This is a genomic window from Mesorhizobium sp. WSM4904 (genome assembly GCF_029674545.1).
Taxonomy (GTDB): domain Bacteria; phylum Pseudomonadota; class Alphaproteobacteria; order Rhizobiales; family Rhizobiaceae; genus Mesorhizobium.
Genome location: NZ_CP121354.1, coordinates 1,495,080 through 1,520,787, shown reverse-complemented (window position 1 = coordinate 1,520,787; position 25,708 = coordinate 1,495,080). Strand labels below are relative to the sequence as shown.

At 58.0% G+C, this 25,708-nt stretch carries 23 protein-coding genes and 1 pseudogene; 12 read left to right on the top strand and 12 right to left on the bottom strand.

Features of this window, described 5'->3' with window-relative positions:
• Window positions 1-45: 45 nt before the first annotated feature.
• The 12 genes and pseudogenes from QAZ47_RS07105 to QAZ47_RS07050 form a co-directional block, all read right to left on the bottom strand.
• A complete protein-coding gene (locus tag QAZ47_RS07105; RefSeq protein WP_063169260.1) occupies window positions 46-1,917 on the bottom strand; it encodes an acyltransferase family protein in 1,872 nt (623 codons plus the stop codon).
• 83 nt (window positions 1,918-2,000) lie between these two features.
• Window positions 2,001-2,561 (bottom strand): CpaD family pilus assembly lipoprotein, encoded by a 561-nt coding sequence (locus QAZ47_RS07100; RefSeq protein ID WP_063169261.1) that lies wholly within the window; start codon window positions 2,559-2,561, stop codon window positions 2,001-2,003.
• 12 nt (window positions 2,562-2,573) lie between these two features.
• Window positions 2,574-3,995 carry a type II and III secretion system protein family protein gene (locus QAZ47_RS07095; protein WP_063170365.1) on the bottom strand — a complete coding sequence of 474 codons (1,422 nt, stop codon included), beginning with the start codon at window positions 3,993-3,995 and terminating at the stop codon, window positions 2,574-2,576.
• A gap of 71 nt (window positions 3,996-4,066) precedes the next feature.
• On the bottom strand, window positions 4,067-4,753 hold the full coding sequence (locus QAZ47_RS07090; protein WP_063169262.1) for a response regulator transcription factor: 687 nt from the start codon (window positions 4,751-4,753) through the stop codon (window positions 4,067-4,069).
• Window positions 4,754-5,558: 805 nt separating this feature from the next.
• A pseudogene (locus QAZ47_RS07085) lies at window positions 5,559-5,727 on the bottom strand (transposase); the annotation flags it as partial.
• Between the two features lie 714 nt (window positions 5,728-6,441).
• The gene (gene tdh / locus QAZ47_RS07080; RefSeq protein WP_063169264.1) at window positions 6,442-7,476 is read right to left on the bottom strand and encodes an L-threonine 3-dehydrogenase; all 1,035 of its coding nucleotides are present in this window, start codon (window positions 7,474-7,476) and stop codon (window positions 6,442-6,444) included.
• Window positions 7,477-7,541: 65 nt separating this feature from the next.
• Complete coding sequence (locus QAZ47_RS07075) at window positions 7,542-8,555, bottom strand: adenosine kinase (RefSeq protein ID WP_063170366.1); 1,014 nt, start codon at window positions 8,553-8,555, stop codon at window positions 7,542-7,544.
• A 100-nt stretch (window positions 8,556-8,655) separates the two neighbouring features.
• Window positions 8,656-9,831: a methionine adenosyltransferase gene (gene metK / locus QAZ47_RS07070; protein WP_063169265.1), complete on the bottom strand. Its 1,176-nt coding sequence runs from the start codon at window positions 9,829-9,831 to the stop codon at window positions 8,656-8,658.
• Between the two features lie 57 nt (window positions 9,832-9,888).
• The gene (glyA, locus tag QAZ47_RS07065; protein WP_063169266.1) at window positions 9,889-11,226 is read right to left on the bottom strand and encodes a serine hydroxymethyltransferase; all 1,338 of its coding nucleotides are present in this window, start codon (window positions 11,224-11,226) and stop codon (window positions 9,889-9,891) included.
• Window positions 11,227-11,263: 37 nt separating this feature from the next.
• Window positions 11,264-11,608 carry a helix-turn-helix domain-containing protein gene (locus QAZ47_RS07060; RefSeq protein ID WP_082826567.1) on the bottom strand — a complete coding sequence of 115 codons (345 nt, stop codon included), beginning with the start codon at window positions 11,606-11,608 and terminating at the stop codon, window positions 11,264-11,266.
• Window positions 11,609-12,664: 1,056 nt separating this feature from the next.
• A complete protein-coding gene (locus QAZ47_RS07055; protein ID WP_024505366.1) occupies window positions 12,665-14,599 on the bottom strand; it encodes an HrpF/NolX family T3SS translocon protein in 1,935 nt (644 codons plus the stop codon).
• 301 nt (window positions 14,600-14,900) lie between these two features.
• Window positions 14,901-15,599, bottom strand: coding sequence for a secretin N-terminal domain-containing protein (locus QAZ47_RS07050; protein WP_024505367.1), 699 nt, complete (start codon window positions 15,597-15,599; stop codon window positions 14,901-14,903).
• A gap of 187 nt (window positions 15,600-15,786) precedes the next feature.
• Here QAZ47_RS07050 and QAZ47_RS07045 point away from each other — a divergent pair, with 187 nt between their 5' ends.
• The 12 genes from QAZ47_RS07045 (at window position 15,787) to QAZ47_RS06990 (ending at window position 25,337) form a co-directional block, all read left to right on the top strand.
• Window positions 15,787-16,296, top strand: coding sequence for a nodulation protein NolB (locus QAZ47_RS07045; protein WP_024505368.1), 510 nt, complete (start codon window positions 15,787-15,789; stop codon window positions 16,294-16,296).
• A 9-nt stretch (window positions 16,297-16,305) separates the two neighbouring features.
• Window positions 16,306-17,169, top strand: a complete 864-nt coding sequence (gene sctJ, locus QAZ47_RS07040; RefSeq protein ID WP_024505369.1) for a type III secretion inner membrane ring lipoprotein SctJ — start codon at window positions 16,306-16,308, stop codon at window positions 17,167-17,169.
• Window positions 17,114-17,800 (top strand): nodulation protein NolU, encoded by a 687-nt coding sequence (locus QAZ47_RS07035; RefSeq protein ID WP_210326671.1) that lies wholly within the window; start codon window positions 17,114-17,116, stop codon window positions 17,798-17,800. The genes sctJ and QAZ47_RS07035 overlap by 56 nt, the downstream gene beginning before the upstream one ends.
• Window positions 17,797-18,420 carry a type III secretion system stator protein SctL gene (gene sctL, locus QAZ47_RS07030; protein ID WP_024505371.1) on the top strand — a complete coding sequence of 208 codons (624 nt, stop codon included), beginning with the start codon at window positions 17,797-17,799 and terminating at the stop codon, window positions 18,418-18,420. Before QAZ47_RS07035 ends, sctL begins: the two co-directional genes overlap by 4 nt.
• Window positions 18,417-19,775, top strand: coding sequence for a type III secretion system ATPase SctN (gene sctN / locus QAZ47_RS07025; RefSeq protein WP_063169268.1), 1,359 nt, complete (start codon window positions 18,417-18,419; stop codon window positions 19,773-19,775). The genes sctL and sctN overlap by 4 nt, the downstream gene beginning before the upstream one ends.
• Complete coding sequence (locus QAZ47_RS07020) at window positions 19,751-20,263, top strand: hypothetical protein (RefSeq protein ID WP_063169269.1); 513 nt, start codon at window positions 19,751-19,753, stop codon at window positions 20,261-20,263. The genes sctN and QAZ47_RS07020 overlap by 25 nt, the downstream gene beginning before the upstream one ends.
• A gap of 89 nt (window positions 20,264-20,352) precedes the next feature.
• On the top strand, window positions 20,353-21,381 hold the full coding sequence (gene sctQ, locus QAZ47_RS07015; protein ID WP_095769044.1) for a type III secretion system cytoplasmic ring protein SctQ: 1,029 nt from the start codon (window positions 20,353-20,355) through the stop codon (window positions 21,379-21,381).
• Window positions 21,374-22,039 carry a type III secretion system export apparatus subunit SctR gene (gene sctR / locus QAZ47_RS07010; protein ID WP_029354851.1) on the top strand — a complete coding sequence of 222 codons (666 nt, stop codon included), beginning with the start codon at window positions 21,374-21,376 and terminating at the stop codon, window positions 22,037-22,039. Before sctQ ends, sctR begins: the two co-directional genes overlap by 8 nt.
• Before the next feature lie 2 nt (window positions 22,040-22,041).
• Window positions 22,042-22,317: an EscS/YscS/HrcS family type III secretion system export apparatus protein gene (locus tag QAZ47_RS07005; protein ID WP_024505375.1), complete on the top strand. Its 276-nt coding sequence runs from the start codon at window positions 22,042-22,044 to the stop codon at window positions 22,315-22,317.
• A gap of 8 nt (window positions 22,318-22,325) precedes the next feature.
• The gene (gene sctT, locus QAZ47_RS07000) at window positions 22,326-23,144 is read left to right on the top strand and encodes a type III secretion system export apparatus subunit SctT (protein ID WP_063169270.1); all 819 of its coding nucleotides are present in this window, start codon (window positions 22,326-22,328) and stop codon (window positions 23,142-23,144) included.
• A complete protein-coding gene (locus tag QAZ47_RS06995) occupies window positions 23,141-24,178 on the top strand; it encodes an EscU/YscU/HrcU family type III secretion system export apparatus switch protein (RefSeq protein ID WP_024505377.1) in 1,038 nt (345 codons plus the stop codon). The genes sctT and QAZ47_RS06995 overlap by 4 nt, the downstream gene beginning before the upstream one ends.
• A 355-nt stretch (window positions 24,179-24,533) precedes the next feature.
• Window positions 24,534-25,337 (top strand): hypothetical protein, encoded by an 804-nt coding sequence (locus tag QAZ47_RS06990; protein ID WP_024505378.1) that lies wholly within the window; start codon window positions 24,534-24,536, stop codon window positions 25,335-25,337.
• Window positions 25,338-25,708: the final 371 nt, after the last annotated feature.

Genomic DNA, 25,708 nt, shown 5'->3' with positions numbered 1-25,708 from the left:
AGCTATCACTGGGACCCGTACTGGTGCTTGTCAGCCGCTGAGCCGCTACTTCGTCTTAGGAAGAGCATTGTCCTTGCCAAAAGCCGGCCAGTATTTCGAGATTGCCAGTGTGGCGCCGGCTGAAGAGAAATGACCATAGTCGAAATATAAAAACTCTCCTCTATCGAAATAGGCGCAGCGTCCTGCGCTGCACAGGAATTTCAGCGGATCGATGAATGTGGCGCCTTTGGTAAATGAGCGCACACGTTCGTTGACGTCGGGGTCCATCGCGATCGGCCAGGACGTATCGTCCAGATTTTGGCGCTTGGCGAAGAACGCAATTTTCCGGACGTCAGTTGGGAACTGCGGAGACTGGCCGATGACAAACACGCGCACGCCCAGGGCACGAAGCGTAGCGATTGTTTGCTGAAGACCGTCGAAACCTCTGACCTCATAGTCACTCCATCTACCGCTGAGGATAACCGTCTTGATGTCCGCTTCCAAGATGACGTCCAAGGCCTTGCGATTGAACCGGACACAATCAAGACGATCGTACGGGTAGTAATAGAGTATCGGCGCGCAGCTGGCGTACGTATATTCAACGATGTTCGCCTGCAATCGATTTATGTTAGCACCCAAGCCGGAAACATAGTGCGCGGCGAAGGAGTCGCCCCACAAAAAAACCGTTGTTGGAAAACCGCTGGTGCGCGTGCAATCCTCCATATTCCAGCTTTCGATCCGGCTGGTGCCCTCGTTGAAACAGATGCCATTCCTCCAGTCCCCGACGGAAATGCGCCGCTGGACATAGTCCGGAAACCGTTGCGGAAAGCCGTTGCCGAGCGCCCCCGCCGCTCCGCCGGCACAAAGGACAACGATCGCGAGCGCTGAAAAGGCGAAGATAGGCCCCGGGGAGGTGAAGGCCCTCTTCTGTCGAAACGGCTGCTCTACAAACTTCCAGGAGAATGCAGCCAATGCGAGGCTTGCCACCAACATCGCACCGGTCATCAACGGATCGAGTTTTTGGAACGAAAGATAGTGCGCGAACGCATTGAGAGGCCAGTGAACAAGATACAACGAATACGAGATGAGCCCAATCCAGACCAGCGGCCTGACTTCGAGCATGCGGGTGGCGACCGTCGAGGGGGTATTTTGGCCAACATAGATCAGAAGGGCCGTTCCGATGCATGGATACAAGGCGTTGTAGCCTGGGAACGGATCACTCGCCGAAATCGCGAAGAACCCGATGGCGAGAAGGCCAAATCCGGCCACCCCCACCGACTCCATCAGGAGTCGGTTGCCCAGCGGCGAGGGGCATTTGAGCATGAGCAGGGCGCCCAACATGAGTTCCCAGATTCGGGTCGGCAGCAGATAGAATCCGGCGGTGGGTGCCAGCGATGTCGCCATCACCGCCACTACGAAGCTGCAGAGAATTATCGGAAGAAGTGTCGTCAGCCAGCGCTTCCCGATGTAGCGATAGATTAGGAACATCAGGATTGGTGCGAAGATGTAGTACTGCTCCGCTACGGAAAGCGGCCAAGTGTGCAACAGTGGTAGAAGCGCGGCATCGATAGAGAAGTAACTTGACGTTTTCCAGAAGAAAACGTTCGACCAGAAGGTCGAGGTAGCTATGATGCTAAGACTGAATCCGCGCAGATCCGGTGGCAGAAGAATGAACAATGCCGCAATGCAGGTGAGAAGCATCACAAAGACGAGCGCCGGCAGAATGCGCCGGGCACGGCGCCAGTAGAAGTTGACGATGGAAAATTGGCCGCGTTCAAGGTCATCCAGGAGGCTTCCGCTGGTTAGGTAGCCGGAGATGACGAAGAAGATATCGACCCCGCTAAAGCCACCCGGGATCGCCGAAATTCCGAAATGAAAGAGTACGACCGGAAGTACAGCAACGGCCCTAAGGCCCTCGATATAGCGCCTATATTGCATCCAGCGGTTCCTTTTATTTTAGATCAGGACGCGATTGGAAGCTTTCAATCTCCGGTAGGAGTGCTGCCGAGATAAGGGCGGTATCAGCCACCTTTATCCGTCCCGAATGTTCTGTAAGTTGCAACTGGTACAGAAGCACGATCGCCATCGCCGGCCTTGACGGCCTGATTGTCGAGCAGATCGCGCGGATCGTTGACCATCACGGCCAGGTTATGTCCTGTCGAACAACCAAGCGGCTGTTTGAAGGATTCTTCATTGGGTAAGGCACCATATGAGGGACAGACCGGCGGACGGGCGTGATAGACAATCGCCTCAATTCGCACTGAGCCGGCGTCGTGTTGATCGCGCAATTGAATGTTGTCTTCTTCGATTGCCAACTGCCTGGCCTGATGGGCTACCCCTGCGCTGAGCTGGGGCGAACCGCTGATGAGGAGGTGGATGGCATCGAACCGGCCGCGACTGGCCTTGTCTAGGAAAACACGCAAACGCTGCCGTTCGGAAGCGCGCAGGCTTTGCAACGTCAGGACGGTGGTCTCCTCTCGGACAAGCATTGGTGCCGATGGTTCGACATCAACTGGCGTAGTGCTTGTGCAGCCACTTACGCTTGGTGCCAGAGCGACAAAGAGGATTATAAAACGCAACATCTTTGGATGACACTATTCGATGATGAAGCCGAGACCGCCCTGGGCGCTTGGCGCGCCCGCACGGATAGCAGCGCGGTCTCGCGGGGGACTTGTCACGGAATTCGTCGGAGCGCCCCCTCCGTTCAAAGCCGGTGCCGCCCGCTCGGTCGGTGCGCTCATCTGGTTTGGGTTGGAGCCTGGTCTTACAATGTAAGGCGTAACTAGAATGACCAGTTCTGACTCCTCTTTTTGAAACGAGGTCGAGCGAAAAAGCGGTCCCAGGATCGCCAGTTCTCCGAGCCAGGGAAAGGCCCTGACATCATTGTTGACGTTCCGCCTGATTAGACCGCCGATTGCGAAGCTCTGGCCGCTGGCGAGTTCGACGACCGTATCGGCTCGGCGCGTGGAAACTGCCGGCACGGAAATTCCGTTGATTTGCACGGCACCTTGCGTCGACAGTTCACTGACTTCGGGCGTTACGTGAATGTTGATTTGATTGTTGCTGAGAACTGTCGGCACAAATTCCAGACTGACGCCGAAGTGACGGAATTCAACCGATACCTGCCTGTTTTCCTGCAGGACAGGAATGGGAAATTCGCCGCCCGCGAGAAAGCTGGCCTTTTCACCCGACATAGCGGTGAGGTTCGGCTCAGCCAGGACGGAAGCTATATGCTCCTTGGCGAGCGCGTCGAGAACCGCGCTGACGTTGACGGCACCGTTGTCGAATCCGATTTCTGCTGTACCGCCACCCTGGGTTGAACCAGACCCAGCGCTTGCAGCGCTTCCGCTTAGAACGCCCACTTTGAAATTGCCGATTTGACCGAAGGCGGACAAGTTGACGCCGAGTGACTTCATGGCGCTGCGTGAGACTTCGGCTACGCGCACGCTGAGGTTAACTTGCAGGGATCCAGCGACCTTGATGTTGTTGACGACTTGCGCTCCGTCGCCCAGATATTGCTCAGTGACTCTTTTTGCGGTGTCGGCGACCTCTGCGTCGGGCGCCGTCCCGCTAAGGATTGCGCCGCGCGGCGTATAGTTGACGCGGATGGGATAGTCGCCGACCTGCTCCCGCAACATGGCGCGTAAATCCCCGATCGGTTGCGTGACAACGATACGCAATTCGGCGAGAGGCTCGCCATTGCCATCCAAGGCGAATAGGCTGGTCCGCCCCGATTTCTTGCCAAAGACGAAGATTGTTTTGCTCGATGGCGCCTGAAAATCCGCGATCGTGGGGTCAGCAACAAAGATGGTCGTGGCTGGCCCGGGCAGATGAACGGTCTCCCCGAGCGAAGAGGAAAGGGTCAGCGTGGCGTTGATGCTATTCGAAGCCGCATGCGGCGGGCCTTTGTCCTGCTTGTTTTGCGCCGCGACACCAAGTGGGAAAGTCACAATAAGCGCGCAGAGGAGATGGCCCAGGTAACGGGGCACTGCAGGTCTTGTAACCTTGTTGGCGATCGCCCGCCAATTGAGCGCAGCGCAAGGATGTTGAAGGATCAGCAAAATAGATCTTCTTTCGATTCGACAAACTATGCGGACGAGGCGTCAGTCAATTCTAGGATGTAACCAATGCCTCGGATGGTCTTGATCCGTGGCGTTGCACCTGATCTGGTCAGATGTCCCCGTAAACGATAAATTCCGACTTCAAGCGCGTTGGCAGACACGTCGTCGTTGAATGAATAGAGGTGATCTTCCAATTGCGCACGGGGCACGATGCGGCCTGCCCGGTTAAGCAGGTGCTCTAGAACACAGAGTTCGCGACGTGCGATCATCATTGGGTGCCCATCAACGAAAACCTGGCGGGCGACCGGATCAAAGTCGAGATTGCCAAATACGAGCCTCAGGTCGGTCATCTGTGTCGCCCGGCGCAGAATGGCTCTCATTCTGGCAATAAGCTCATCGGTAGAGATGGGTTTGAGCAGAAAGTCGTCCGCACCACCGTTGAAGATCGCAATTCGCTTATCGAGATCGTTAAGGCTGCTCATAATGACGGCAGGAACTGAATGCCCGTGGGTCCTCAACTGCCTCAGCCAACCCAAGCCATCGCCATCTGGCAGAGCCAATTCCAGCAGGAGAATTTCATAGCTGGCGCAAGAAAATGCACTCGAAGCCAGTTCCAGAGTACCAACGACATCAACGACGAAGCCGCCATCCCCGAGCGCAAGTCGCATGGCGCGCGCAAGATCCGCATGATGATCCACGAGCAGCGTTCGCATTTCATCTCCTCTCGAAGAGGGACGGCCCATCGAACGCGTCACCGGCGGCCATCTGATCGGAGCACACGGCGCGCAACTCGTCGCAGCTCTCGGAACTGGTCCGAGTCGGAGGGACATGCAAGTCGCTCGGTGGCAATAGGCGCGGGTGAGGACCAACTGACGGGCTCAAATACGCCGGTCGGCGAACCCACGAGGCCAGCAACCCGCGTGCGATTTCTCGTTGCATCATCTCTCCTACGTGCAGCCCCTGCGCTCGCAAGGCAGCGTCGCGGCTCAGAGCCCGATTCCCACAGAGGGTAGGGTTAGCTTTCGAGAAACTGATTGAACAAATCGATTATTTGGATCGAATGCATCCACGGTATGGATGCAGCGCACCATCTTCAACGACTGCGGCGTCCTGATGCACTGTTGTGTCTGTCGTGCTCTGCTTTTTTCGCTGTCCTTCAAGGCTGGCGAGCCTGGTGGAACCTGCGCGTCATTGGCTTGGTAGCTTGAATGCTCAACAACGGAGCGCCCTGCGCAAAGCCGCTCTCATTTCCAAAAAGCCTTGCAATCTGGTTGGAGCACTTCGCGCTCGACACCAAAATAGGCGAGGAAAACTGACGTCTGACAGGGATGTACATGCAACAGCCGATTTGCGGCACCAGCAAACGACCGCGTTCAGGCTGAAGATCGACGACCAACGGCTCCTCGATTTCCGCACTTTTACAAGCTCTTCCTGTGCGGGCGGATGCCGGCAAACAGCAGCACAGGGTCAGCGAAACCGGGAGCGGGCCTGCTTGATCGCCATGATCACATTGCCGCTGTCGCGCGTGCGGAGCGGAATGCAATCGGTCCAGCCGGCGGCAATCCGGTCAGCACCATCGTCTGCACGAAGCTCCCTGACGAAGACGTGCCCGAATGCGCTCAACAAAGCCGGGCGGCGGATCTTTCCAATCGCCGAAGGTGCGGGCTGGCACCGAGCGGCGAACTGCGAACTCATTCCTGCCCGGCGGCGCTGGCCGCCGCGAGCGTCGATGCGGACCCAGCCGCTCCGAATCCTCCCACAACACGATGAGCGCGTCGCGGACATCGCTGCCGTAACAGCGGCTGCGGCTCTTGCCCGCAGACGGCCTCTGCTCACGACGGTTCATAAGACGGATCGCGCGCTTGCGAATAATAGCCGGTTACCGCCTCGAACTCATCCAGAATGCGCCGCTTGTCAACGCCGCAATAAAGCTCCACGATCGCCGCTTCACCGTGTCGCCATGCTGAGCCGCGCCATCCTTCCCCCGAACCGGAATGGCACGACCTGTCCATCCCCTTTGGAACAGGACACTATTGGTAACATTTTGCTTGAGGCAATGCGGCTCGTTGCCTTCCTTTTCGCTGACCGGAAGGGTACCGGAAGTCGTCTATCGCATCTTACCCGCTGAAAGCGGCAACACCTCGACCTCAATCGCAGATCATAGGAAATAGACGATCGCGTCGGGGCCTCAGCATCGGTTCACCGGGTTTCCGTCATCGACTGAAGCGAATTGCCCCATCGACCGTCACCGGGTGGGCCGCGATACGTCGCCGTATATGATTAGCGAGCGCACGTAGCGGAGCCATAGCTCTCCACCCAGCCATGTTCCCCTAGTTGGAAAATGTCCGGCGGACCAGAGGTGCTGTCGTCAGCTTTTCCTGAATAGCGGCCAAGGCAATCCCTACCAGTCCATCACCACCTTGCCGGAACTGCCGCTCTTCATCGCATCGAAACCGATCTGAAAATCGTCGATGCCGATGCGGTGGGTGATCAGGCCGGAGACATCCAGCGGACCCTGCACAAGCGCGATCATCTTGTACCAGGTTTCGAACATCTCGCGGCCGTAGATGCCTTTGAGATGCAGCATCTTGAAGATGACCTTGTTCCAGTCGATCTCGAAGCCGGTCGGCGCGATGCCCAGAATGGCGATCTTGCCGCCATTGTTCATGGTGTCGATCATGTCGCGGAAAGCGGGGGCGGCGCCTGACATTTCGAGGCCGACGTCGAACCCCTCGGTCATGCCGAGCACCGGCATGACGTCGCGCAGCTTCTCCTTCGAGGCGTCGACGACATGCTGGACGCCGAGTTTCTTGGCTAGCGCCAGCCGCACCGGGTTGATGTCAGTGATGACCACTTTGCGCGCGCCGACGCATTGGGCGACGAGCGCGCCCATGATGCCGATCGGCCCGGCGCCAGTCACCAGCACGTCCTCGCCGACCAGATCGAAGGACAATGCGGTGTGGACGGCATTGCCCAAGGGATCGAAGATCGCGGCAATCTCATCGGGCACATCGTCGGGGATCGGCACGACATTGTGCTGCGGGATCGCCAGATACTCGCCGAAGGCGCCTGGACGGTTGACGCCGACGCCGAGCGTGTTGCGGCACAGATGCCCTCGCCCGGCGCGACAGTTGCGGCAATGGCCGCAGACGATGTGGCCTTCGCCCGATACACGCTGGCCGACCTTGTATTCGGTGACCGCTGCGCCGAAATCGGCAACGGTGCCGACGAATTCATGGCCCGTCACCATCGGCACCGGCACCGTCTTCTGCGCCCACTGGTCCCAATTGTAGATGTGCACGTCGGTGCCGCAGATCGCCGTCTTCTTGATCTTGATCAGCACGTCGTTGGGGCCGATTTCCGGCACCGGCACCTCTTCCATCCAGATGCCCGGTTCGGCCTTGGCCTTCACAAGCGCCTTCATCATGTTCGACATCAGGATTTCCCTATTCCGTGATTGCGCTTCTGGCGAGATAGCCTGCACAACGGGAAGGTAGGCCACTAACTCGTTTGAACGTCCGGAATGGTCAGCCCCGCCTGCTCAGCCTCGCGGCGCAAATTCTGACGGGGCCTGGGGCCGATCTGCTGGATCACCAATCCGGCTGCCAGTGAGCCAAGGTCGCCGCAAGTCTGCAGGTCGCGGCCTTGCGTGTAGCCATGCAGGAAGCCGGCGGCATAGAGATCGCCGGCGCCCGTCGTGTCGACCAGTTCCTTGATGGCGGTCGCCTTGATCACCACGGTCTCGTCGCCGCGCACGATCACCGAGCCTTTTTCCGAGCGGGTGACGGCGGCGATCCGGCAATCCTTGCGGATCTGGGCCAGCGCCTCGTCGAACGACGATGTCTGGTAGAGCGACTTGATCTCGTGGCTGTTGGCAAAGACGATGTCGACCGTGCCCGAGCGCACCAGGTCGAGGAATTCGTCGCGGTAGCGGTCGACGCAGAACGAATCCGACAGCGTCATCGACACTTCTCGGCCTGCCGCGTGCGCCAGCTTCGCCGTCTGGCGGATTGCCTCCTTGGCGCGCGGCGGGTCCCACAGATAGCCTTCGAAATAGGTGACCTTGGCGCCGGACGCCTTGTCGGCTTCGACATCCTCAGGGCCAAGCTCGACGCAGGCGCCGAGATAGGTGTTCATCGAGCGCTCGCCGTCGGGCGTGACGAAGATCATCGAGCGCGCCGTCGGCGGCTCACCCTTGAGCGGCGTGGTGCCGAAGGCGACGCCCTGCGCATGGATGTCGTGGGCGTAGATTTCGCCCAGCGCATCGTTGGAGACCTTGCCGAAGAAGGCCGCGCGGCCGCCAAAGCTGGCGACGCCGGCCGCCGTGTTGCCGGCGCTGCCGCCGGACGCTTCGATCGCCGGGCCCATGCGGCTGTAGAGCAGTTCGGCGCGTTGTGTGTCGATGAGGTTCATCGCGCCCTTGATGATGCCGTTGGTCTCGAGGAATTCCTCGTCGCACTGGGCGATGATGTCGACAATGGCATTGCCGATGCAAAGCACGTCATAATCCGGCATCAAAATCTCCGCCAAAACCCGAGCCGGCTTCTTGCCACGCCGGCCGGGCGTGGTCTCGCGAGTTGAAATGGGTTGCCGCATGCGCTTGATCCAGCCGCCCTCACGCAGCTGCCGGTCCGGCTTCACGCAGCAAATCGTCAGCTTTGTCCGTCTTCTCCCAAGTGAACTCAGGCTCTTCACGCCCGAAGTGTCCGTATGTCGCCGTCTTGCGGTATATCGGCCGTAAGAGATCAAGCATCTTGATGATGCCTTTCGGTCGGAGATTGAAAACCTCGAGAACAAGGCGCTCGATCCTTTTTTCCTCGATCCTTGCGGTTCCGAAGGTATTGACCATGACAGAAACCGGACTGGCCACGCCGATCGCGTAGGCAAGCTGAACCTCGCAGACCTCCGCAAGGCCGCTGGCAACGATGTTCTTCGCGACATACCGGGCGGCATAGGCCGCCGAGCGGTCAACCTTGGATGGGTCCTTGCCCGAAAAGGCACCGCCGCCGTGACGCCCGGTCCCACCGTAGGAATCGACGATGATCTTCCGTCCTGTGAGGCCGCAGTCGCCGGCAGGCCCACCGACCACGAACCGCCCTGTTGGGTTGACCAGAAATCTGATCCCCGAAGTATCCAGGTGGGCCGGCAGGACCGGTTTTATGATCTCCTCAATGACGCCTTCGCGGACCGTGGCTTGTGAGACCGCTTCGTCATGCTGCGTTGACAGGACTATGGTATCCAGCGCCACCGGGCGGAGCCCTTCGTAGCGTACCGACACTTGAGATTTCACGTCCGGACGCAGCCAGCCAAGCTGTCCCGCTTTCCGGACCTCGGCCTGTCTTTTCGTCAAATGGTGAGCGAGTTGGATCGGCAGGGGCATCAATGTATCCGTCTCGTTGCATGCGAATCCAAACATGATGCCCTGATCCCCTGCCCCTTGCCCGAGATCCTGCCCTCGTCCTTCATCAACGCCCTGGCTTATGTCGGGCGACTGCTCGGTGAGGGCCAGAACGACGGCGCAACGTCGACCATCAAAGCCAATCGCATCATCGTCGTAGCCAATATCGAGTATCGTATCGCGGGCGACTTGGCTGTAATCGATGTGGGCATGGCTGGTGATCTCGCCAGCCACAACGACCATCCCCGTCTTCACCAACACTTCACAGGCGACGCGCGCCTTCGGATCGGTGCGCAGGACCGCATCGAGAATGGCATCGGAGATGTTGTCTGCCATCTTATCGGGGTGTCCCGCGCCGACGGATTCGGAAGAGAACACGAACTGCCTGGTCATAAAAATGCCCTCGCTTCAAGTGCTGGAGTTAGTGAGGAGTTTCTGGATTGGGGTGGCTTATCGGTCGGGGATGCCGGGAACATCGAACGCAGTGCAGAAGTCGGCAACGTCTCTTCGTACGCTCGCATGAACTTCCTGGTCATCGGGCTGGCGGCAGACCGAGTCGATGAAAGCGGCGATCTGCACCATCTCCGTTTCGCGCATGCCCATGGACGTCACCGCTGGTGTCCCTAAGCGGATGCCGCTTGTCAGCGCCGGATGCCGCCGGTCGCCCGGGACCATATTGAAATTCGCAATGATGCCTGCACGCGATAAGCGCTCCGCATAGGCTTTGCCTGACAGCGACCGGTCCCGAAGATCAAGGATCAGCATGTGATTGTCAGTGCCCCCGGTGACGAGTTCATAACCTCGCTCCAGAAGTGCCTGGGCCAGAGCCTTGGCGTTGTGGACGATCTGCTGACCGTAGACACGAAAGGACGAGTTCGCTGCTTCCTGCAAAGCGACGGCAAGCGCGGCGATAGTATTCATATGCGGTCCGCCTTGCAGAAGAGGGAACACGGCGCGGTCTATACGTTTGGCCAGATTGTGTTTGCTCTTCGGATGATGGAGGGGCTGATAACGGTCTTCATTCCTTGATAAAATGAAGCCACCCCGGGGACCGCGGATCGACTTGTGAGAGGTGCTGGTGACCACATCGCAATGGGACACGGGGTTCGGATGCACTCCTGCGACAACCAGGCCGCAGATGTGGGCGATGTCAGCCACCAGATACGAGTTCACCTCCGAAGCAATTTCGGCCATTGCCGCGTAGTCAAAAATACGCGGATAAGCAGTTCCGCCGACCCAAATTAGCTTCGGGCGTTCCCGCTTGGCGGTCTCGCGCAAGTGGTCATAGTCAATTTGCTGTGTCTTTTCGTGCAGCCTGTACGGGACGCGCTGATAATCGCTGCCGGAAAAATTGACGGACCAACCGTGAGTCAGATGGCCGCCTTCGGGTAAAGGCAAGCCCATGACTTTGTCACGGGGGCTCAAAAGCGCGCGATAGACAGCCTGGTTGGCTGGCGAGCCTGAATAAGGCTGGACGTTGGCATGTTCACTGCCAAATAGCGCTTTCAGGCGCTCGATCGCGAGGGTCTCAAGCTCATCGACGATCTCGTTTCCGGCGTAGTAGCGCGCACCGGGGTATCCCTCGGCATACTTGTTGGTGAAAATCGACCCGGTCGCTTCCAACACCGCCGAGGAGGCAAAGTTCTCGGAGGCGATCAGTTTGAGAGTTGTCCGCTCCTGACGCTCCTGTCTTAGAAGCAGTTCGTGAACGCGGGAGTCGACGGCGGCTAAGTGAGGCCGCCCGTAAGTGTCGGGCTGCGCGATGGCGCCGCCGGCGGAGTTATCCATGGTAGTCGCGCTCCATTTGGACTGATCTATTTCACGATCAAGCAGGCGGTCCCTTCAACCGCGCGTCTTGTATTGCTTCCAGGCGTTGTAGGTCTCTTTTATGATGGCCATCATCGTGGGGCAGGAGATCGACCACCAATTGAGCCAGCTCGCCATCCTTGCCTCCTGCTTGCATATGGTACGAAGACTGCGGACGTTGTTCGTTGCAGCAAAGAAAGTTGGCTCTGACCAGCCGCCGAACGTGGCGTCGAACCTGCTCGCGAGGCAGACCGGTAATATCGGCCAGCTCGCCGACGGTTAGATCCGCATGCGCGCAAAGGCCCAGGATTCGAAGGCGATCAAGATGCGCTGCCGTCCTTAGGCGATTTACCAGTGTCAACATTGGTTAGCATCAACCCGGACGGGATGCAGCAAGCCGCTAGCCCTTCTATCCCCATCAATCCGCATGAGACCTCTCTCGTCATTTGCTGTAAATCCGCTGGTATGGATGCTAATGGAAGATAGATCACAGTCCTTTCTACGACTAAGACGCCAGATATTGGGGCTAATGTACCACCTGACAGGAGACTACACTCACGAACATTATGTGAATTTTTTTTAACGTTGCTGAGAATCAAGGGGGAGGTTTGGCGAATGTCTCGCCGTCGACTGTCGAATCCTGCCCGACGGGATTATAGGGTGCGTAGCCTGCTTGTCCTTTCCACATGACCAGCGACGATGGGGCGAAGGCGGCAGACATAGCTCTGGAGCATGCTGCGGTATCTTTGGCCTGAAGCCGAGGAAGGCGGACCGTGGCTTCCGCGCCGCTGCCGGGAGCCCGCGAACAGGCCAAGTGGATCAGCCGGGTGTTGCCGTCATAGAGCGTGAGACCCAAAGCTGGCCAGCCGCGCCCTGAGGCTGACGCACCGCTCAGCGTCCACCTTGCTCTCGAAGCCCATCGGCATAGCGCCGATAACGACTTGACCGCGTGCGTGTCGACGAGCGATCGGTGAGCGCAAGGATCGAGGGTGCAGTGCAGGATAATGCTGTTTTAAATCAGCGCTGTTTTCAGCCGACTGCCTTGAGCGTGGCACGAGGATATAGGCCCAAGGCAGGAGATCATCGTCTGCTGTTCGGGAGGCCGCCCTGGGCGCGCGACAGCCGTTCCTTCGGCTGCGCCGCTCCGCCACCATCCGCGCCGTGCCTTCCGGAGACCATTCCCGCTACCGGCCGGCGCCCGTGAAAACCTCGACCCGGCGCACCGGCTCGAGATGGCTGGGCTCAGCGTAACTCTGAAGTCGTCATATACCGAAGTCTTCACAGACTTCGGACATCCCCCTCACAGTCCGATCCAGATGGCGTCAGGAACACCGCTTGCGTTGATGCGGATGAACCCCTGCTTGTGCCACAATGACCCTTATGTCAGCGCGCGAGCCAAAGCTTCCGCGCAAGGCGACGGCTAGGATAAGGCAATGCCGACGAAGGGCACATTGCTTGCCACACTCTGGAATGATGGCATGCTCGGAAGGCCTAGGCTTTGCTCAGGGCCGCCTGCAAGGCGCGCTTTGAGGTTATTCACATAGCCTTCTGCGTAGTCCTGCGCCGTCGAGACCGAAAGATCAATGCCTGCCGCCAAGGCCTCTTCCATCAGGTGCTTTACGAGCCCATTTCGAATGGCCAGCTTGACCTCGGGGCCTGCGATAAGGCCGATCGCCTGCGCGGCCATATTGAGGCCAGCTTCCTCCAGCGCTCGCTTCATATCGCCTCCGTTAATGGCCGTACGCAGGAGATTGGCTGCTTGCGACTCAGCCTCGAGAACCATCGAGGCAAGATCGGCTACTTGTCCGAGGCCCGGAATGAAGCTGAGCAGTCCCACCGCCGTTGCCGCCAAGTCGAGCACTTTCGTCTCGATTTTGAGCACGGAGTCGACGACGTGCATGACGGCCCCGCCGTTCTTTTTGGCTGACTTAATGTCAGGCTGGTCCATCAGGCCCATCTTCATGTCCGCGACGGCATTCTGCTCTTCTGCGGTTTGGGCGCCGTGGGTGATTGGCTGCTGAACGTTGCGGTTCGCAGACGACATGTTTGTGCAAAAATGGGCAAAGTCTTTTTTGCTGATATTGCCGGAATCAACCGTATGCCCGCCGCCAAAGTCGAAGAATTTATGATGGGTCTTATAGCCCGTGATCGAATTGTTCAGGAGGCCAAACAAAAGAGGATCTGAAAGGAGCTGAGAGGCTGCTTCCCGCACTTTCGGATCAAGGCTCTTGTCGTCTTTCATTTTCGCCAGTTTGTCGCGAGTCAGAACACCGCTTCCAAAGAACGTGTCCTGATGGTCCTTGATCATCTCGACCGTATTCAGCTCAGTTTGCGTGAGGCTCATCGACGATGAGGCGACTTGCAGGAAATCCTCTTTGTGCATCTTCCCTTTCGAGCCACCGCACAACTGGTTCCAAGCATCGGGGTGATCGAGGAAATATTGCGCCGCCGCAATGACCTGGGGCGGAAATTTGCCGTTTTTCGATTCGCCGCCGACCATTTTCTTGAACTCATCCAGACTCAGGTCCTTGGACAGATTTTCGGAGTACCGGTAAAACTCCCGCAAGGCATCGCTCAAGGTCATGACCGAAGGCTGCAAACCTCCGCTGCCGTCGGATGGTATGTAGTTCTGCTCGTAGCTTCGCGCTTGGGCTTCCTGAAATGCAGCAACTTGTGGGTGGTGGTTTGAAAATCCGGCCAAGTCCTTGGCGTTGATCTTGCCTCCACAGCGGCCGTCGCCCTGCGAGCCAATCGCATAAAAAAGTCCCGAATCCTGCTGCAGTCCCTGGATCGCCGCTTTCAGATCCGGTGGCGTAGAGGGATCATTGGCTTTGTCGGTCAACGACTTCCAAGTAAGCGGGCATTGGTCCTTGTGACGGTTGAGTACCGCAACAATCTGCAACTCAGCCGTGGTCAGCGACCCACCGTTCCACGTGATTCCGGGGCTCGGCCTGGGAGCCGGCTCGATCTTCGGAGTGACGCCGAGCAGATGTTGGGCTTCAGTCGCCTTGGAGCGTTGCGATTGGTCCTCCTTGAGAGCCGCCCTCATATTTGGCGGCAGCAGATCCAGTGGGTGTTGCTCCAAGCCATTCAATGTCAAGACATCCGGTGCCAGATGGCCCAAAGGGTCCTGCCGCAATTTATCCATTGTCGAATCAAGATTCGACGCTGGCAGATCCCCTTGCGCGAAAGAGCCGGGCTTGTCTGCCAGCACACAAGTGGACAGCATCGCTTCGAAGCACGATGCACTTTGCTGATGCTGGGTCGCAAAATGGGAAACTTTCAGGCCCGGCCAACCCCTTGCGGACTGTAGCGAATTTGAGCGGTAGAAAGTTGAAAGATTACTGGCCGACATTATGCATCCTCAGACGTGACGTTGAAATCCCCACAAGAGACCCCGACAGAAGATCCCTTGCGTTTCACAAAATTCGACAATTCCAAGCGTCGGCAGGTCACGAATGCGCCTGCCCTGCCTTCAATTGCTGTGTTCCGGGCCGGCTCCAAGGTTCGGTCCAACACAATGGCCGGAGTCACCGCGAGAGCTGCCGGGACTCATCATGAGCGGATTAGCTTTCGAGAAACTGACGAGTTTGCGAAGAGTTCACAAAGGGGTAGCCGCAGTCATGTTCTTCAGAGCTGCGGGAAATCCTCAATGTTCATTTCTTGCCCAGCTCAGGCTTCCCGCCAACGCTATCCTGTTGTGGGATGTCAGAAGAATAAGAAGCATCCGGTCGTCCGTCGCGAACGACCGTAGTGGAGGAGCCGCGAAACAAGATCAGCACTGATTCCTTTGGCGTTGCCGCTATGTGAGTCTGCGCCTGCGCCTGCGCCACCAAGCCGTTAAAGGTCTGCTCCACGAGTGCGACGAAGCGCGGTGGACCGGAAACGAAGACGAGGCCATTGCCTGGCACGGGTTTGACCACATAGCGCTCGTCGGAGATATCAAGCTTGTCGAGAGCCCCCTTGAACGCATCGAAGCGAATCGACGTCATCAAAAGCATTCGAGTTTGCGATTCTTGTGCAGCAGACACATAGAGCACAAGGCCGTCATAGTACCATTGTAGACCGTAAAGGTTCGTCAAGCGGTCGAGGAACGCGCGCGGTGGCAAATCAGGCATACGTCCGCGAATTCGCCCCTTCACCGCAGGACTGATGTTGACCCTGATATTCAGGTTGTTGCCGAATTCCTGCAACGCTGCAGCGAGCTCCTGATCCAGAACCGTGTATCTATAGGGTGTCGCCGGAAGGGACAGCGGGACTGCATGCGCCGGGTGAATCCCGGTGGACAGAAAAAACCCGGCACAAAGAAGTCTCAAAACATGCAGGGTGACGGGTTGGATAAGCGTTCTCGGCATGTCGCACTGATAAACCAAACGCTGAAATCATCACAAGTGACTAAATTGCCGAAGAGATTTTAGATTGTCGAAATGACGCCGCCGTTAGTCAGCTTGTTGTCAGCTTGCCCCCCTAGGAGTGTTGCGCCGACACCGGGTGATGAATGGGCGGGGCTCGCCCGGTCAGAGAGAGCAACCGAGTCCTTACATGATGATGCCTGTCACGTCGATCTCTGCCACTCTAACGGCTGGCCTCCCCAGGGTCGGATCACCGTCGATTGTCGAGCAGGCCCAGTTTGAGCGCGCCTTAGGGCATGCAGCCGACTCGCTGAAAAACGATGCCGCCGCGGGGCCAGCGAGTGCGGCGCCAGTTGCTGCGGCGATGGATGTTCAGCGCGCGGCTGCGCCGACGAGCGGCATGGGCGATCGCGTGTTGCAGACGATTTCCTCCCTATATCCACACAACACTGTTTCCTTCCCCGCGCTCGACCATGACATAGCCCTTTCGAAGGGCGCTCTACCGGGACCGGCGCAGAAGCTTCCCGTTCCAGGTGAGGCGGGAACCGGAATCTCGGGCATTCCCCAACAAGGGCAAGACTTCGAAACGATGATGGCTGGTCTTCGGGATGTTTACAACGGCGTCACCCAGGTGGCGCTTATCTCCAAAGGCGTCAGCGGCGTCACATCATCCGTGAATAAACTTTTGAAGGAAGGCTGAACCGCGCGCATGATTGGCTTGGCCGAGGGCGAAATCATGCGTGGCCTGTCAGGGTGGCGGTCGGTTAGACTTGTCATGCTGCCAGTTCTCGTCGCCCTCACTGCTTGCAAAGCCGACCTCTACACGCAATTGCAAGAGCGTGAGGCAAATGAAATGCTCGCACTTCTTGAAGACAACGGGGTCGCCGCGATCCGGGTGGTCGCCAAGGATGGAACCAGCACGATCCAGGTTGACGAAAAGCTGCTCGCCTTCTCAATCAACCTTCTGAACGCCAAGGGGCTGCCGCGCCAATCCTTCAAGAACCTCGGTGAGATATTCCAAGGATCAGGCCTGATTGCCTCGCCGACCGAAGAGCGTGCCCGTTACGTGTATGCCCTGAGCGAAGAGTTGTCGCGGACGATCAGCGATATCGATGGCGTTTTTTCTGTACGTGTTCACGTCGTGCTGCCGCATAACGACCTTGTGCGAGCCGGTGCCACGCCATCCTCGGCCTCGGTGTTTATCAGGCACGACGCAAAAACAAATGTCGCGGCTCTGCTGCCAAAGATAAAGATGCTTGTAGCCGACAGCATCGAAGGCCTGTCCTACGATAAGGTGGAAGTGGTTTTGGTGCCGGTAGAACGTTCCGCACACGAGCAACGGCCCGATCCGACTGCTGTTTTGCCACAAGCATCACTACCTCTTCCTGCGCCACTTCTGGCGACCGTAACAGGTTTTGCCGCAGCCGTATTCGCCGTGGCCTGTTATCTCTTGATCGGCGTTGTTACGCGTCGGCGCAAGCAATCAACCGGCGTTTCCAAGGTCGAGGGGCGCCGGGATGCTTCTGCTGTCGAGGCCATTCGCAAAAGAATGCCTGCAATTGGACGTGGGTGACATCTCATTGCCAATGCCTATACAGACCGCCCGACCTGATGGTCCGCACTTTCCGGGCGCGAGCGAGCTTGCGGCTTCGGCCCATCCAACCCGTCTTGCGGCGCGTCTTGATCCAGCGTTATCGGCCGAAACGTTAGTGAAGTTGCAGAAGTGTTCCAGACTGCATCCAAGGCTGGCAGAATTGCTGGGCAACGATGACGTGGATCTGAACCACATCGGCTGCAGGCCGGACCTTCTACGCGGGCATGATCCATATCGAGCGACCCTTCTTGCTGGTAGTATCTGGCATGCCCGTTCGCTGGTCGCGTTTGTCTCTCAGCCTGAGCTTGCCATCCTTGTTAAACGCATCGGCGTGGATGCACACGCATTCGGAATCCGACACCTGCTGCATGCTGTTGACAAAAGACTGATCTCGGACCCAGAAAAACTCGCTCAGCAAATCGAATACGATGGACACGCATGTCTTGGAGCTTGGCTCCAGGACAGTTCAGCGACCGAGCGTAACCGCGTGCTTCTTCGATTGCCCGAGGGGACTGCCGCGGAGACTCCAGCACATGAGCATTGGACCGCCGCCGGCCAATTGCTTTCACTTGTAGTAGCTCATTTTGAGACAGAGACCCCGGTGAAATGACAGTCGAACTTTCCGAGGGGCCAATAGCGCCGCAGATGCGTCCAGTCGGACCACTGATACCCGCGAGCGAGCTCGAAACCTGGCACAGCGCCGCGCAAGCCCTTGCCGCGGCAGAACGGCATCGGCAGCGCGTTCGAAACTGGGCACGCGCGGTTTACCAGCGGGCGTGGGCGCGCGGCCACATGGAGGGCTCGAATGCAGGCACCGAGGAGATGGCAGGGTTGATTGCGGAGACAATCTCCGAAATCGCGCGACGAAAGGCGGCTCTGGAGCAGGAATTGCCGCAGCTCGTGATGGAAATATTGAGCGATCTTATCGGCGCTTTCGATCCGGGCGAGCTATTGGTGAGGGCTGTTCGTCACGCCATAGAGTGTCAATACAGCGGCGCCGACGTTTGCCTTCATGTTTCTCCCATGCAAGTCGACATGCTTGCACGAGAGTTTGCTCGATGCGACGGCCAGGATGGTCGACCAAGGGTGCGGATCGAGCCCGACCCGACATTGTCGCCGCAACGCTGCGTGCTGTGGAGCGAGTACGGCAATGTTGACCTTGGACTTGACGCCCAGATGCGCGCGCTGCGCCTTGGTTTCGGGACGCTCTGTGAGAAAGGCGAGCTATGAGAAAGCCCGTCCCAGAACATAACGCTGACGCCCACACTCGAGCTCTCGTTCCAGCAATCTCGTCTTTGAGGGCTGCGGCCAAGCGAATTGACACGCGTGCGGTGCGCGGTCGGATCACGCGGGCTATCGGCACACTGGTTCATGCCGTCTTGCCAGACACTCGTATTGGGGAACTTTGCCTCCTAGAGGACCCGCGAACCGGGCTGTCGCTCGAGGCCGAGGTGATCGGCCTGTCGGGTGATGGTGTATTGCTGACACCGATCGGGGACTTGGTGGGCCTATCCAGCCGCGCAGAGGTCGTGGCCACTGGCCGAATGCGTGAGGTGCCCGTCGGCGGCGATTTGCTCGGTCGCGTGATCGACAGTCGTTGCCGCCCATTGGACGGCAAAGGCGAAATCAAGACCGTCGAAACTCGGCCCCTGCATGGCAGAGCCCCCAATCCGATGACGAGGCGCATGATTGAGCGGCCATTCCCGCTTGGGGTCCGTGTCCTCGATGGTCTGCTGACGTGCGGCGAGGGCCAGCGGATCGGGATTTATGGCGAGCCAGGTGGTGGCAAGTCGACGCTGTTGTCACAGATCGTAAAGGGTGCCGCCGCTGACGTCGTCATAGTGGCGCTCATAGGCGAACGTGGACGGGAAGTTCGTGAATTCATCGAAAGGAATCTTGGTGAAGAGGGCCTTCTCCGTACGGTCGTCGTGGTTGAAACATCCGACCGCTCGGCGGTAGAGCGTGCGCAATGCGCTCCAATGGCGACTGCGCTCGCGGAATATTTCCGCGATCAAGGCCTACGCGTTGCTCTCATGCTGGATTCGCTGACGCGCTTCTGCCGCGCTATGCGCGAAATAGGCCTTGCTGCGGGTGAGCCGCCGACGCGACGGGGCTTTCCTCCTTCCGTTTTTGGCATGCTGCCAGGCCTGCTCGAGCGCGCCGGCATGGGTGAGCGGGGCTCAATCACGGCCTTCTATACGGTGCTTGTAGAGGGTGATGGCACGGGTGATCCAATCGCCGAGGAATCGCGTGGTATTCTCGATGGCCATGTCATCCTCTCACGCGCTATTGCGGCGCGATCGCATTTCCCCGCTATTGATGTGCTGCAGAGTCGCAGCCGCGTCATGGATGCAGTCGTTTCGGGGACACATCGCAAGGCAGCATCCATTTTCCGCGAGCTCCTGTCGCGCTATGCCGAGACCGAGTTCTTGATCAATGTTGGCGAATACAAGCCAGGTGGAGATCCCCTGACTGACCGGGCTGTCGCGTCAATCGACGAACTGAGGGAGTTTCTGCGCCAGAGCGAAGATGACGCGTCAGATTTCGAGGAGACGGTCGCATGGATGTCGCGTCTGACCGCGTAAACTGGATTCAGTCTTCGAGTATACGGCTTCTGAAGGAAATGCAAGAGCGTCGTGCCCTTGGCGAGCTGTCCAAGAAGGAAGCCCAGCGCGATGTGGCCGCCTCAGCCGTACAAAATGCCTCTAGGGAGCTTGCAATGATACAGCAACATTGTTCAAGAAAAGAAGCAGCGCTCTATCAGCATCTGATGTCACTCGACAACTTGTCTAGCGCAGCGCTCGACCGTCACCGCCTTCACACTGAACAACTTGCCGCTGAGATCAATTCCAGACGGCAGATGCTTGATGATACCCAAATCGCTCAAGAGGAGGCTGAGATGGCGGCGTCCAGGACGAGGGAGCTATGGGTCATATGTTCGGCGGCAAGGGACAAATGGCAACAAATCGAGGACGACGTGCGGCGCGCCGTCGAGACTCATTCGGAGGCCGCAGCCGAGATCGAGGCCGACGATGAGATACTGCTGAAATATGCGAGGGGGTCGCTTGCCTAAATGCCGCGCAACCGGATCCGACGGTCGCAAGAGGTCGTCCGAATGACACGACCGTGCAGTCTTTGATAGGCGCTGCGGTCACACCCGCCATGTTCGAACCAGTTCTGAAACTGTCCCACACGGTTGTCTCGTGGCTCAATGATACAGCAGCGCCGCGCACGCCGTTTCAAAGCCGGATCAACGAGGTGCCGCTATCGGTGCGAACGGCAGGGCTTGTCTGGCAGCAGGAACCTGCTGCCATTCCGATGCTTGACTGCGTCTGGAGAGTGGGAGCCGAAACGGTCATCTTGTCACTGTCGCGCCCGCTCGTAGAGGAGTTCATCACGACAGTGCAGAACGGCTTGGCCTTCCCTTCCGAGCCAACTGCTTCGCTAATTCTCGAACTCGCTCTGGAGCCGCTTGTCACTCGACTGGAGGAGACGACGCGTCTGAACGTGCAACTCGTGCGGGTATGCGAAGCCACGATGCTGGCTCCTCATCTTGAACTCGACATCATTTTCGGCGCGGTCAAGGGCAAGGGCCGTCTATTCCTGTTCACGCCACTTGACGGCTTAGTACCGCCTGCGTTTCGCGCGCTAGGCGAACTGCTTGCCCAGTTGCCGCGGCAGCTGGGCGGGCTGCCTCCAGAGCTCCCGCTCATTGTTGCAGGAGAGGTCGGCACGCTTCGCCTTCCTGCGGCGCTTCTTCGAAGCGCATGTGTCGGTGATGCATTGTTGCCCGATATTGCGCCGTTCGGCCGCGGCCAGATCACCCTAGCTGTCGGCCAGTTGTGCGCCGAGGCGGATCTTGACGGCGATGAATTAATCTTGCGGGGGCCTTTCCGCCCGCGACCGTGTCCTTTGGAGAGTGCGCATATGACACAACCCGGATCGCAACTGGAGCTTACTAAGGATCTCGACGATGTCGAGATCGTGCTTGTCTTTGAATGCGGCCGCTGGCCTATTTCTCTTGGGGAATTAAGAAGTGCCGGCGAAGGGCATATTTTTGAACTTGGATGGCCGATCGACGGCCCGGTCGACATAGTGGCCAATGGTCAGCGTATCGGGCGTGGCGACATTGTCCGCATCGGAGAAGAGCTGGGCATCAGGCTCCGTGGCGGGTTTGCATGCAATGAGTGAAGCTCAGCCGACAATCCTGGCGCTTCTTGCGGTTACCGCCGGACTCGGTCTGCTGGTTTTAGCAGTTGCCACGACAACGGCCTTTGTAAAGGTATCAATTGTTCTTTTCCTCGTCCGCAATGCGCTCGGGACCCAGACCATACCACCCAATGTGGTGCTGTACGCCGCGGCGATGATCCTCACTATGTTCGTTAGTGCGCCCGTTGCTGAGCAGACCTATGACCGCATGTCGGATCCCAAGCTCCACTATCAGACATTCGACGACTGGGTAAGCGCCGCTAAAGCCGGAAGTGAGCCCTTGCGCGAGCATCTCAAGAAATTCACAAATGAAGAGCAGCGGCGATTTTTCCTATCTTCGACAGAAAAGGTCTGGCCAGAGGAAATGCACGCTGCAGCCACGCCTGATGACTTTGCAATACTTGTACCATCTTTCTTGCTATCAGAATTGAAGCGCGGATTTGAGATAGGATTTCTACTTTATCTGCCTTTTATTGTTATAGATCTGATAGTGACAACTATCTTGATGGCAATGGGTATGTCGATGGTCTCACCAACTGTTATATCTGTTCCGTTCAAGATCTTCTTGTTTGTTGCCATTGATGGTTGGTCAAAATTGATGCATGGGCTTGTGCTGAGTTATACGTTACCGGGAGGCTGATCATCACTGAATCCAGCATCATTACTCTTATGAGCCAATCACTGGTGGTTTTCATGATCTGGATTCTACCGCCGCTCATTGCATCAGTGGTTGTCGGCCTCGTCATCGGCATCCTCCAGGCGGCGACGCAGATCCAGGATGAAAGCTTGCCGCTCACCGTGAAGCTTCTGGTCGTTGTCGCGGTGATTGGGCTGTTTGCTCCTGTGCTAAGCGCCCCGCTCATAGAGCTAGCCGATCAGATCTTCACCGAGTTTCCCGCAATGACACTTAGCTACTAGTCCGCCCCATGGACGCGCCATCGGCCGATATTCAAATTCTGATCCAGACGGCTTTCGAACTCGTCGTTGCGGCAGGTCTTGGGGCAGCCCGCGCGATGGGCATCATGCTGATCTTTCCCGTATTCACACGCTCGCAGATCAGTGGGCTGATCCGGGGCTGTTTGGCTGTTGGCTTCGCACTACCATGCCTGGCACACGTCAGCGGCGGATTGCCGGCGCTGGATCCTGATACGCGCCTGATCCAGCTAACCCTGCTCGGATTCAAGGAAGTTTTTGTCGGTGTACTCCTTGGCACTTTTCTTGGCATTCCGCTTTGGGGCCTTCAGGCTGCCGGGGAGCTTATCGACAACCAACGCGGCATCAGCAGCCCGACCGCTTCGGCCGATCCCGCGACGAACAGTCAGGCTTCCGCGATGGGCGTTTTTCTGGGGATCACTGCGATTGCCATATTCGTCGGATCAGGAGGCCTGGAAACTTTGATCAGTGTCCTGTACCGCAGCTACTTGATCTGGCCGGTGTATCAGTTTCACCCGACACTGAGCGGGCCAGGAGCAATGGAGTTGTTGGGGCTTCTCGACAGCATAATGCGCACGGCATTATTGGTTTCGGGGCCTGTCGTGTTCTTCCTGATACTGATTGATATATCGATGATGCTGCTGCGTCGCTTTGCCCCGCAATTTAAGGCGAGCCAACTGTCTCCGGCAATCAAGAACATTGTCTTTCCAGTTCTCATGGTCACCTACGCTGCCTATCTGGTGGAGAGCATGAAACTGGAGGTCACACGTGCCAACGGCGTGCTGGAGTGGTTCGACAAATTGCTGCCATGAGCGACACAAGTGAAGAGAAGACACACGCCGCCAGCCCGAAGAAGTTAAGTGAAGCGCGCAAAAAAGGACAGCTGCCACGTAGCTCCGATTTCGTCCGCGCGGTCGGGACTTGCGCTGGGCTCGGCTACCTTTGGCTAAGAGGCAGCGTGATCGAGGACAAATGCCGGGAAGCGCTCCTATTAGCCACCAAGTTGCAGAGCCTACCTTTCGATACCGCGGTGCCGCAGGCATTGGTTGTGCTCGTCCAACTCACAGTCGCGGCTGTTGGCCCGCTGCTTGGAACCCTTGTCGCCGCGGTGATTTTGGCCAGCCTGCTAGCCAATGGTGGATTTGTCTTCTCTCTGGAGCCGATGAAGCTCAGCTTTAAGAAAATTGACCCCTTTGAAGGGCTGAAGCGCTTGGGGTCTGCTCGTTCCATGGTCGAAGTCTGCAAGACCATGTTCAAGGTATTGGTTCTCAGCGCAACCTTTTCCATTGTCCTTCTCGGGATGTGGAAGACAATGGTCCCTCTGCCGATCTGCGGCATGGGCTGTGTTGGCCTCATCTTTATGGAGACAAAATTGCTGATGGGAATTGGCGCCGGCGCACTGCTGGTCGGCGGACTGATCGATCTTCTGCTCCAGCGCGCGTTGTATCTGCGCGAAATGCGCATGACCAATACCGAAGTGACGCGCGAGTCGAAGGATCAGCAAGGAGCGCCAGAGTTGAAAGGTGAACAGCGTCGCATCCGCGAGGAGGCGGCCGACGAGCCTGCGCTTGGCGTGCATCGCGCCACGCTGGTCTTAACAGGAAGGGCGGTCCTGATCGGTCTGCGTTACGTTCGCGGTGAAACCGGGGTGCCGTTCTTAGTTTGCCGTGCCGAAGGTGAGCGCGTTTCACATGTGTTGAGCGAGGCGCGGGCACTACGCCTGACGATCGTCCATGACCATGTCTTAGCGCGTCAGCTGATAGGCACTACAAAACTCGGCCACGCGGTTCCTATGCAATATTTCCAGCCTGTCGCGAAAGCATTCTTTGCCGCAGGCTTGGCCTAGTCATGGAAGTCCACGACTGCCCAGTTCAAAACTGACCTGGCTCCATGCTAGTGGCAAATGTCGGCTGGCCATCCGTGCCCCAGTGTCTCTGTCAGGCCAACCGCGCAACCGCGGGCCTGGGGCAATCACTCCCCTCGGATCTGCCACCCAGCAACTACGGCAAGTCCTCCGGGCATGACCTTGCAGCCTCTGCTGGCCGGTGCGTGGCGCAGTCCGAGGTTTTGAGGCCGGCAGTGCGGATTTGATTGGTGCAGCCGTTGGAATGCCCTCGTCAGCTAGTCGTCAACTAAGCGCCCTATGTTGAACAGCCGTGCTAACTTGAGCTCGGTTGCGAAACATAGGAGTACGAATCGTCATGTATGGTCGAATTGGTGGCTCATCCGATAGTTACCGCGCGCATAATGCCGGCGAGCAATCGGATGCAGGAAGCGAAGGGTTCGCGGACACATTTGCCCGAATGCACTTATCCGGATCGGAAGGTAGCGGCGCCTCATCATCGGCGGCTCCCCAAGCATACTCCCTCAATTCCCGACCTCCTGTGGTGGAGATCAACAGGACTTCCTTCAGGAGACAGGTGAGGCAATTTCATGGTGATGAAATCACGCACATCGCCGACAATCCTCAAGAGTATTCGGAGTTCGTATCGTCACGAGCCAGGCGCACCGCGGACGTTGCTCAGCAATATGGCATCCGTCGAGATACGGAGCACGCGCGATATTTCAGTTACCAATTGGGAGACCGGAGTGCCGGACTGCTGAGAATGGAAGGCGGATTCAGCATGAACGAGTTCGAATCGGAAAGTTGGCGGGAACAATTTCCTGGTCGAACTGAGGTCACTTCCATAGTGGATCTTCAAGTCGCCCATCCGCTCGTCGAAAATGCGGGCGATATTCTGCTGGAGCATCAACTTCGGATAGACGGCGACCGACCGTTGCTGAATTGGCGTGCGGCTAATCCGGAAGCACAAGCGCGCGCGCAGACGATGGGGTTTGTTGAAGTGGATCATGGCGACCTGGTGCTTGACCCTACGCAGCATCCCGACAAATGGACGAAGAACAGTGCCGGTGAGTGGCAGCGTGCAGGCAAACCTCCACTCTATCTCCACAAAACCGAGGATAGCGACAGCAGCGATAGCGGGTCCGACGACGATTTCATGTGATTTGTCGACCCGCCGCCGAGCCTTGCAACTGGTGACGGTTGCAAGGCTGTTGGCAGTGAATGCTAATTGTCCGGCGACAGCCCCGCCTTAGCGCCAGCGCCGCCGAGCAATCCAGCCCATCTCCCAGACAATAAACTGCGGATGCGCATCGTGGGTGCTTGCGAGCGGATTGTATTCGGGCCGGAACTCCGCCTCTTGGAACCGAGCTCTCCCGAATCCAATTTTCTCCACCACACCGTTGGGTCGTTGCGATGCGCCGATCCCGATCGGATCGGCTATGCCTGCTCCGCGCTCGCAGGAAGACCTTCCGCCTCGATCTTGGCGGCGCGATCTCGGCGATAAGTTGGATGGGAGGCAAGATACGCCGCCAC

Coding starts and splice junctions, on each gene's coding strand:
- QAZ47_RS07105 (WP_063169260.1), bottom strand. CDS start 1,917: ATGCAATATAGGCGCTATATCGAGGGCCTTAGGGCCGTTGCTGTACTT.
- QAZ47_RS07100 (WP_063169261.1), bottom strand. CDS start 2,561: ATGTTGCGTTTTATAATCCTCTTTGTCGCTCTGGCACCAAGCGTAAGT.
- QAZ47_RS07090 (WP_063169262.1), bottom strand. CDS start 4,753: ATGCGAACGCTGCTCGTGGATCATCATGCGGATCTTGCGCGCGCCATG.
- tdh (WP_063169264.1), bottom strand. CDS start 7,476: ATGTCGAACATGATGAAGGCGCTTGTGAAGGCCAAGGCCGAACCGGGC.
- QAZ47_RS07075 (WP_063170366.1), bottom strand. CDS start 8,555: ATGCCGGATTATGACGTGCTTTGCATCGGCAATGCCATTGTCGACATC.
- metK (WP_063169265.1), bottom strand. CDS start 9,831: ATGACCAGGCAGTTCGTGTTCTCTTCCGAATCCGTCGGCGCGGGACAC.
- glyA (WP_063169266.1), bottom strand. CDS start 11,226: ATGGATAACTCCGCCGGCGGCGCCATCGCGCAGCCCGACACTTACGGG.
- QAZ47_RS07060 (WP_082826567.1), bottom strand. CDS start 11,608: ATGTTGACACTGGTAAATCGCCTAAGGACGGCAGCGCATCTTGATCGC.
- QAZ47_RS07055 (WP_024505366.1), bottom strand. CDS start 14,599: ATGTCGGCCAGTAATCTTTCAACTTTCTACCGCTCAAATTCGCTACAG.
- QAZ47_RS07050 (WP_024505367.1), bottom strand. CDS start 15,599: ATGCCGAGAACGCTTATCCAACCCGTCACCCTGCATGTTTTGAGACTT.
- QAZ47_RS07045 (WP_024505368.1), top strand. CDS start 15,787: ATGATGATGCCTGTCACGTCGATCTCTGCCACTCTAACGGCTGGCCTC.
- sctJ (WP_024505369.1), top strand. CDS start 16,306: ATGATTGGCTTGGCCGAGGGCGAAATCATGCGTGGCCTGTCAGGGTGG.
- QAZ47_RS07035 (WP_210326671.1), top strand. CDS start 17,114: ATGCTTCTGCTGTCGAGGCCATTCGCAAAAGAATGCCTGCAATTGGAC.
- sctL (WP_024505371.1), top strand. CDS start 17,797: ATGACAGTCGAACTTTCCGAGGGGCCAATAGCGCCGCAGATGCGTCCA.
- sctN (WP_063169268.1), top strand. CDS start 18,417: ATGAGAAAGCCCGTCCCAGAACATAACGCTGACGCCCACACTCGAGCT.
- QAZ47_RS07020 (WP_063169269.1), top strand. CDS start 19,751: ATGGATGTCGCGTCTGACCGCGTAAACTGGATTCAGTCTTCGAGTATA.
- sctQ (WP_095769044.1), top strand. CDS start 20,353: ATGTTCGAACCAGTTCTGAAACTGTCCCACACGGTTGTCTCGTGGCTC.
- sctR (WP_029354851.1), top strand. CDS start 21,374: ATGAGTGAAGCTCAGCCGACAATCCTGGCGCTTCTTGCGGTTACCGCC.
- sctT (WP_063169270.1), top strand. CDS start 22,326: ATGGACGCGCCATCGGCCGATATTCAAATTCTGATCCAGACGGCTTTC.
- QAZ47_RS06995 (WP_024505377.1), top strand. CDS start 23,141: ATGAGCGACACAAGTGAAGAGAAGACACACGCCGCCAGCCCGAAGAAG.
- QAZ47_RS06990 (WP_024505378.1), top strand. CDS start 24,534: ATGTATGGTCGAATTGGTGGCTCATCCGATAGTTACCGCGCGCATAAT.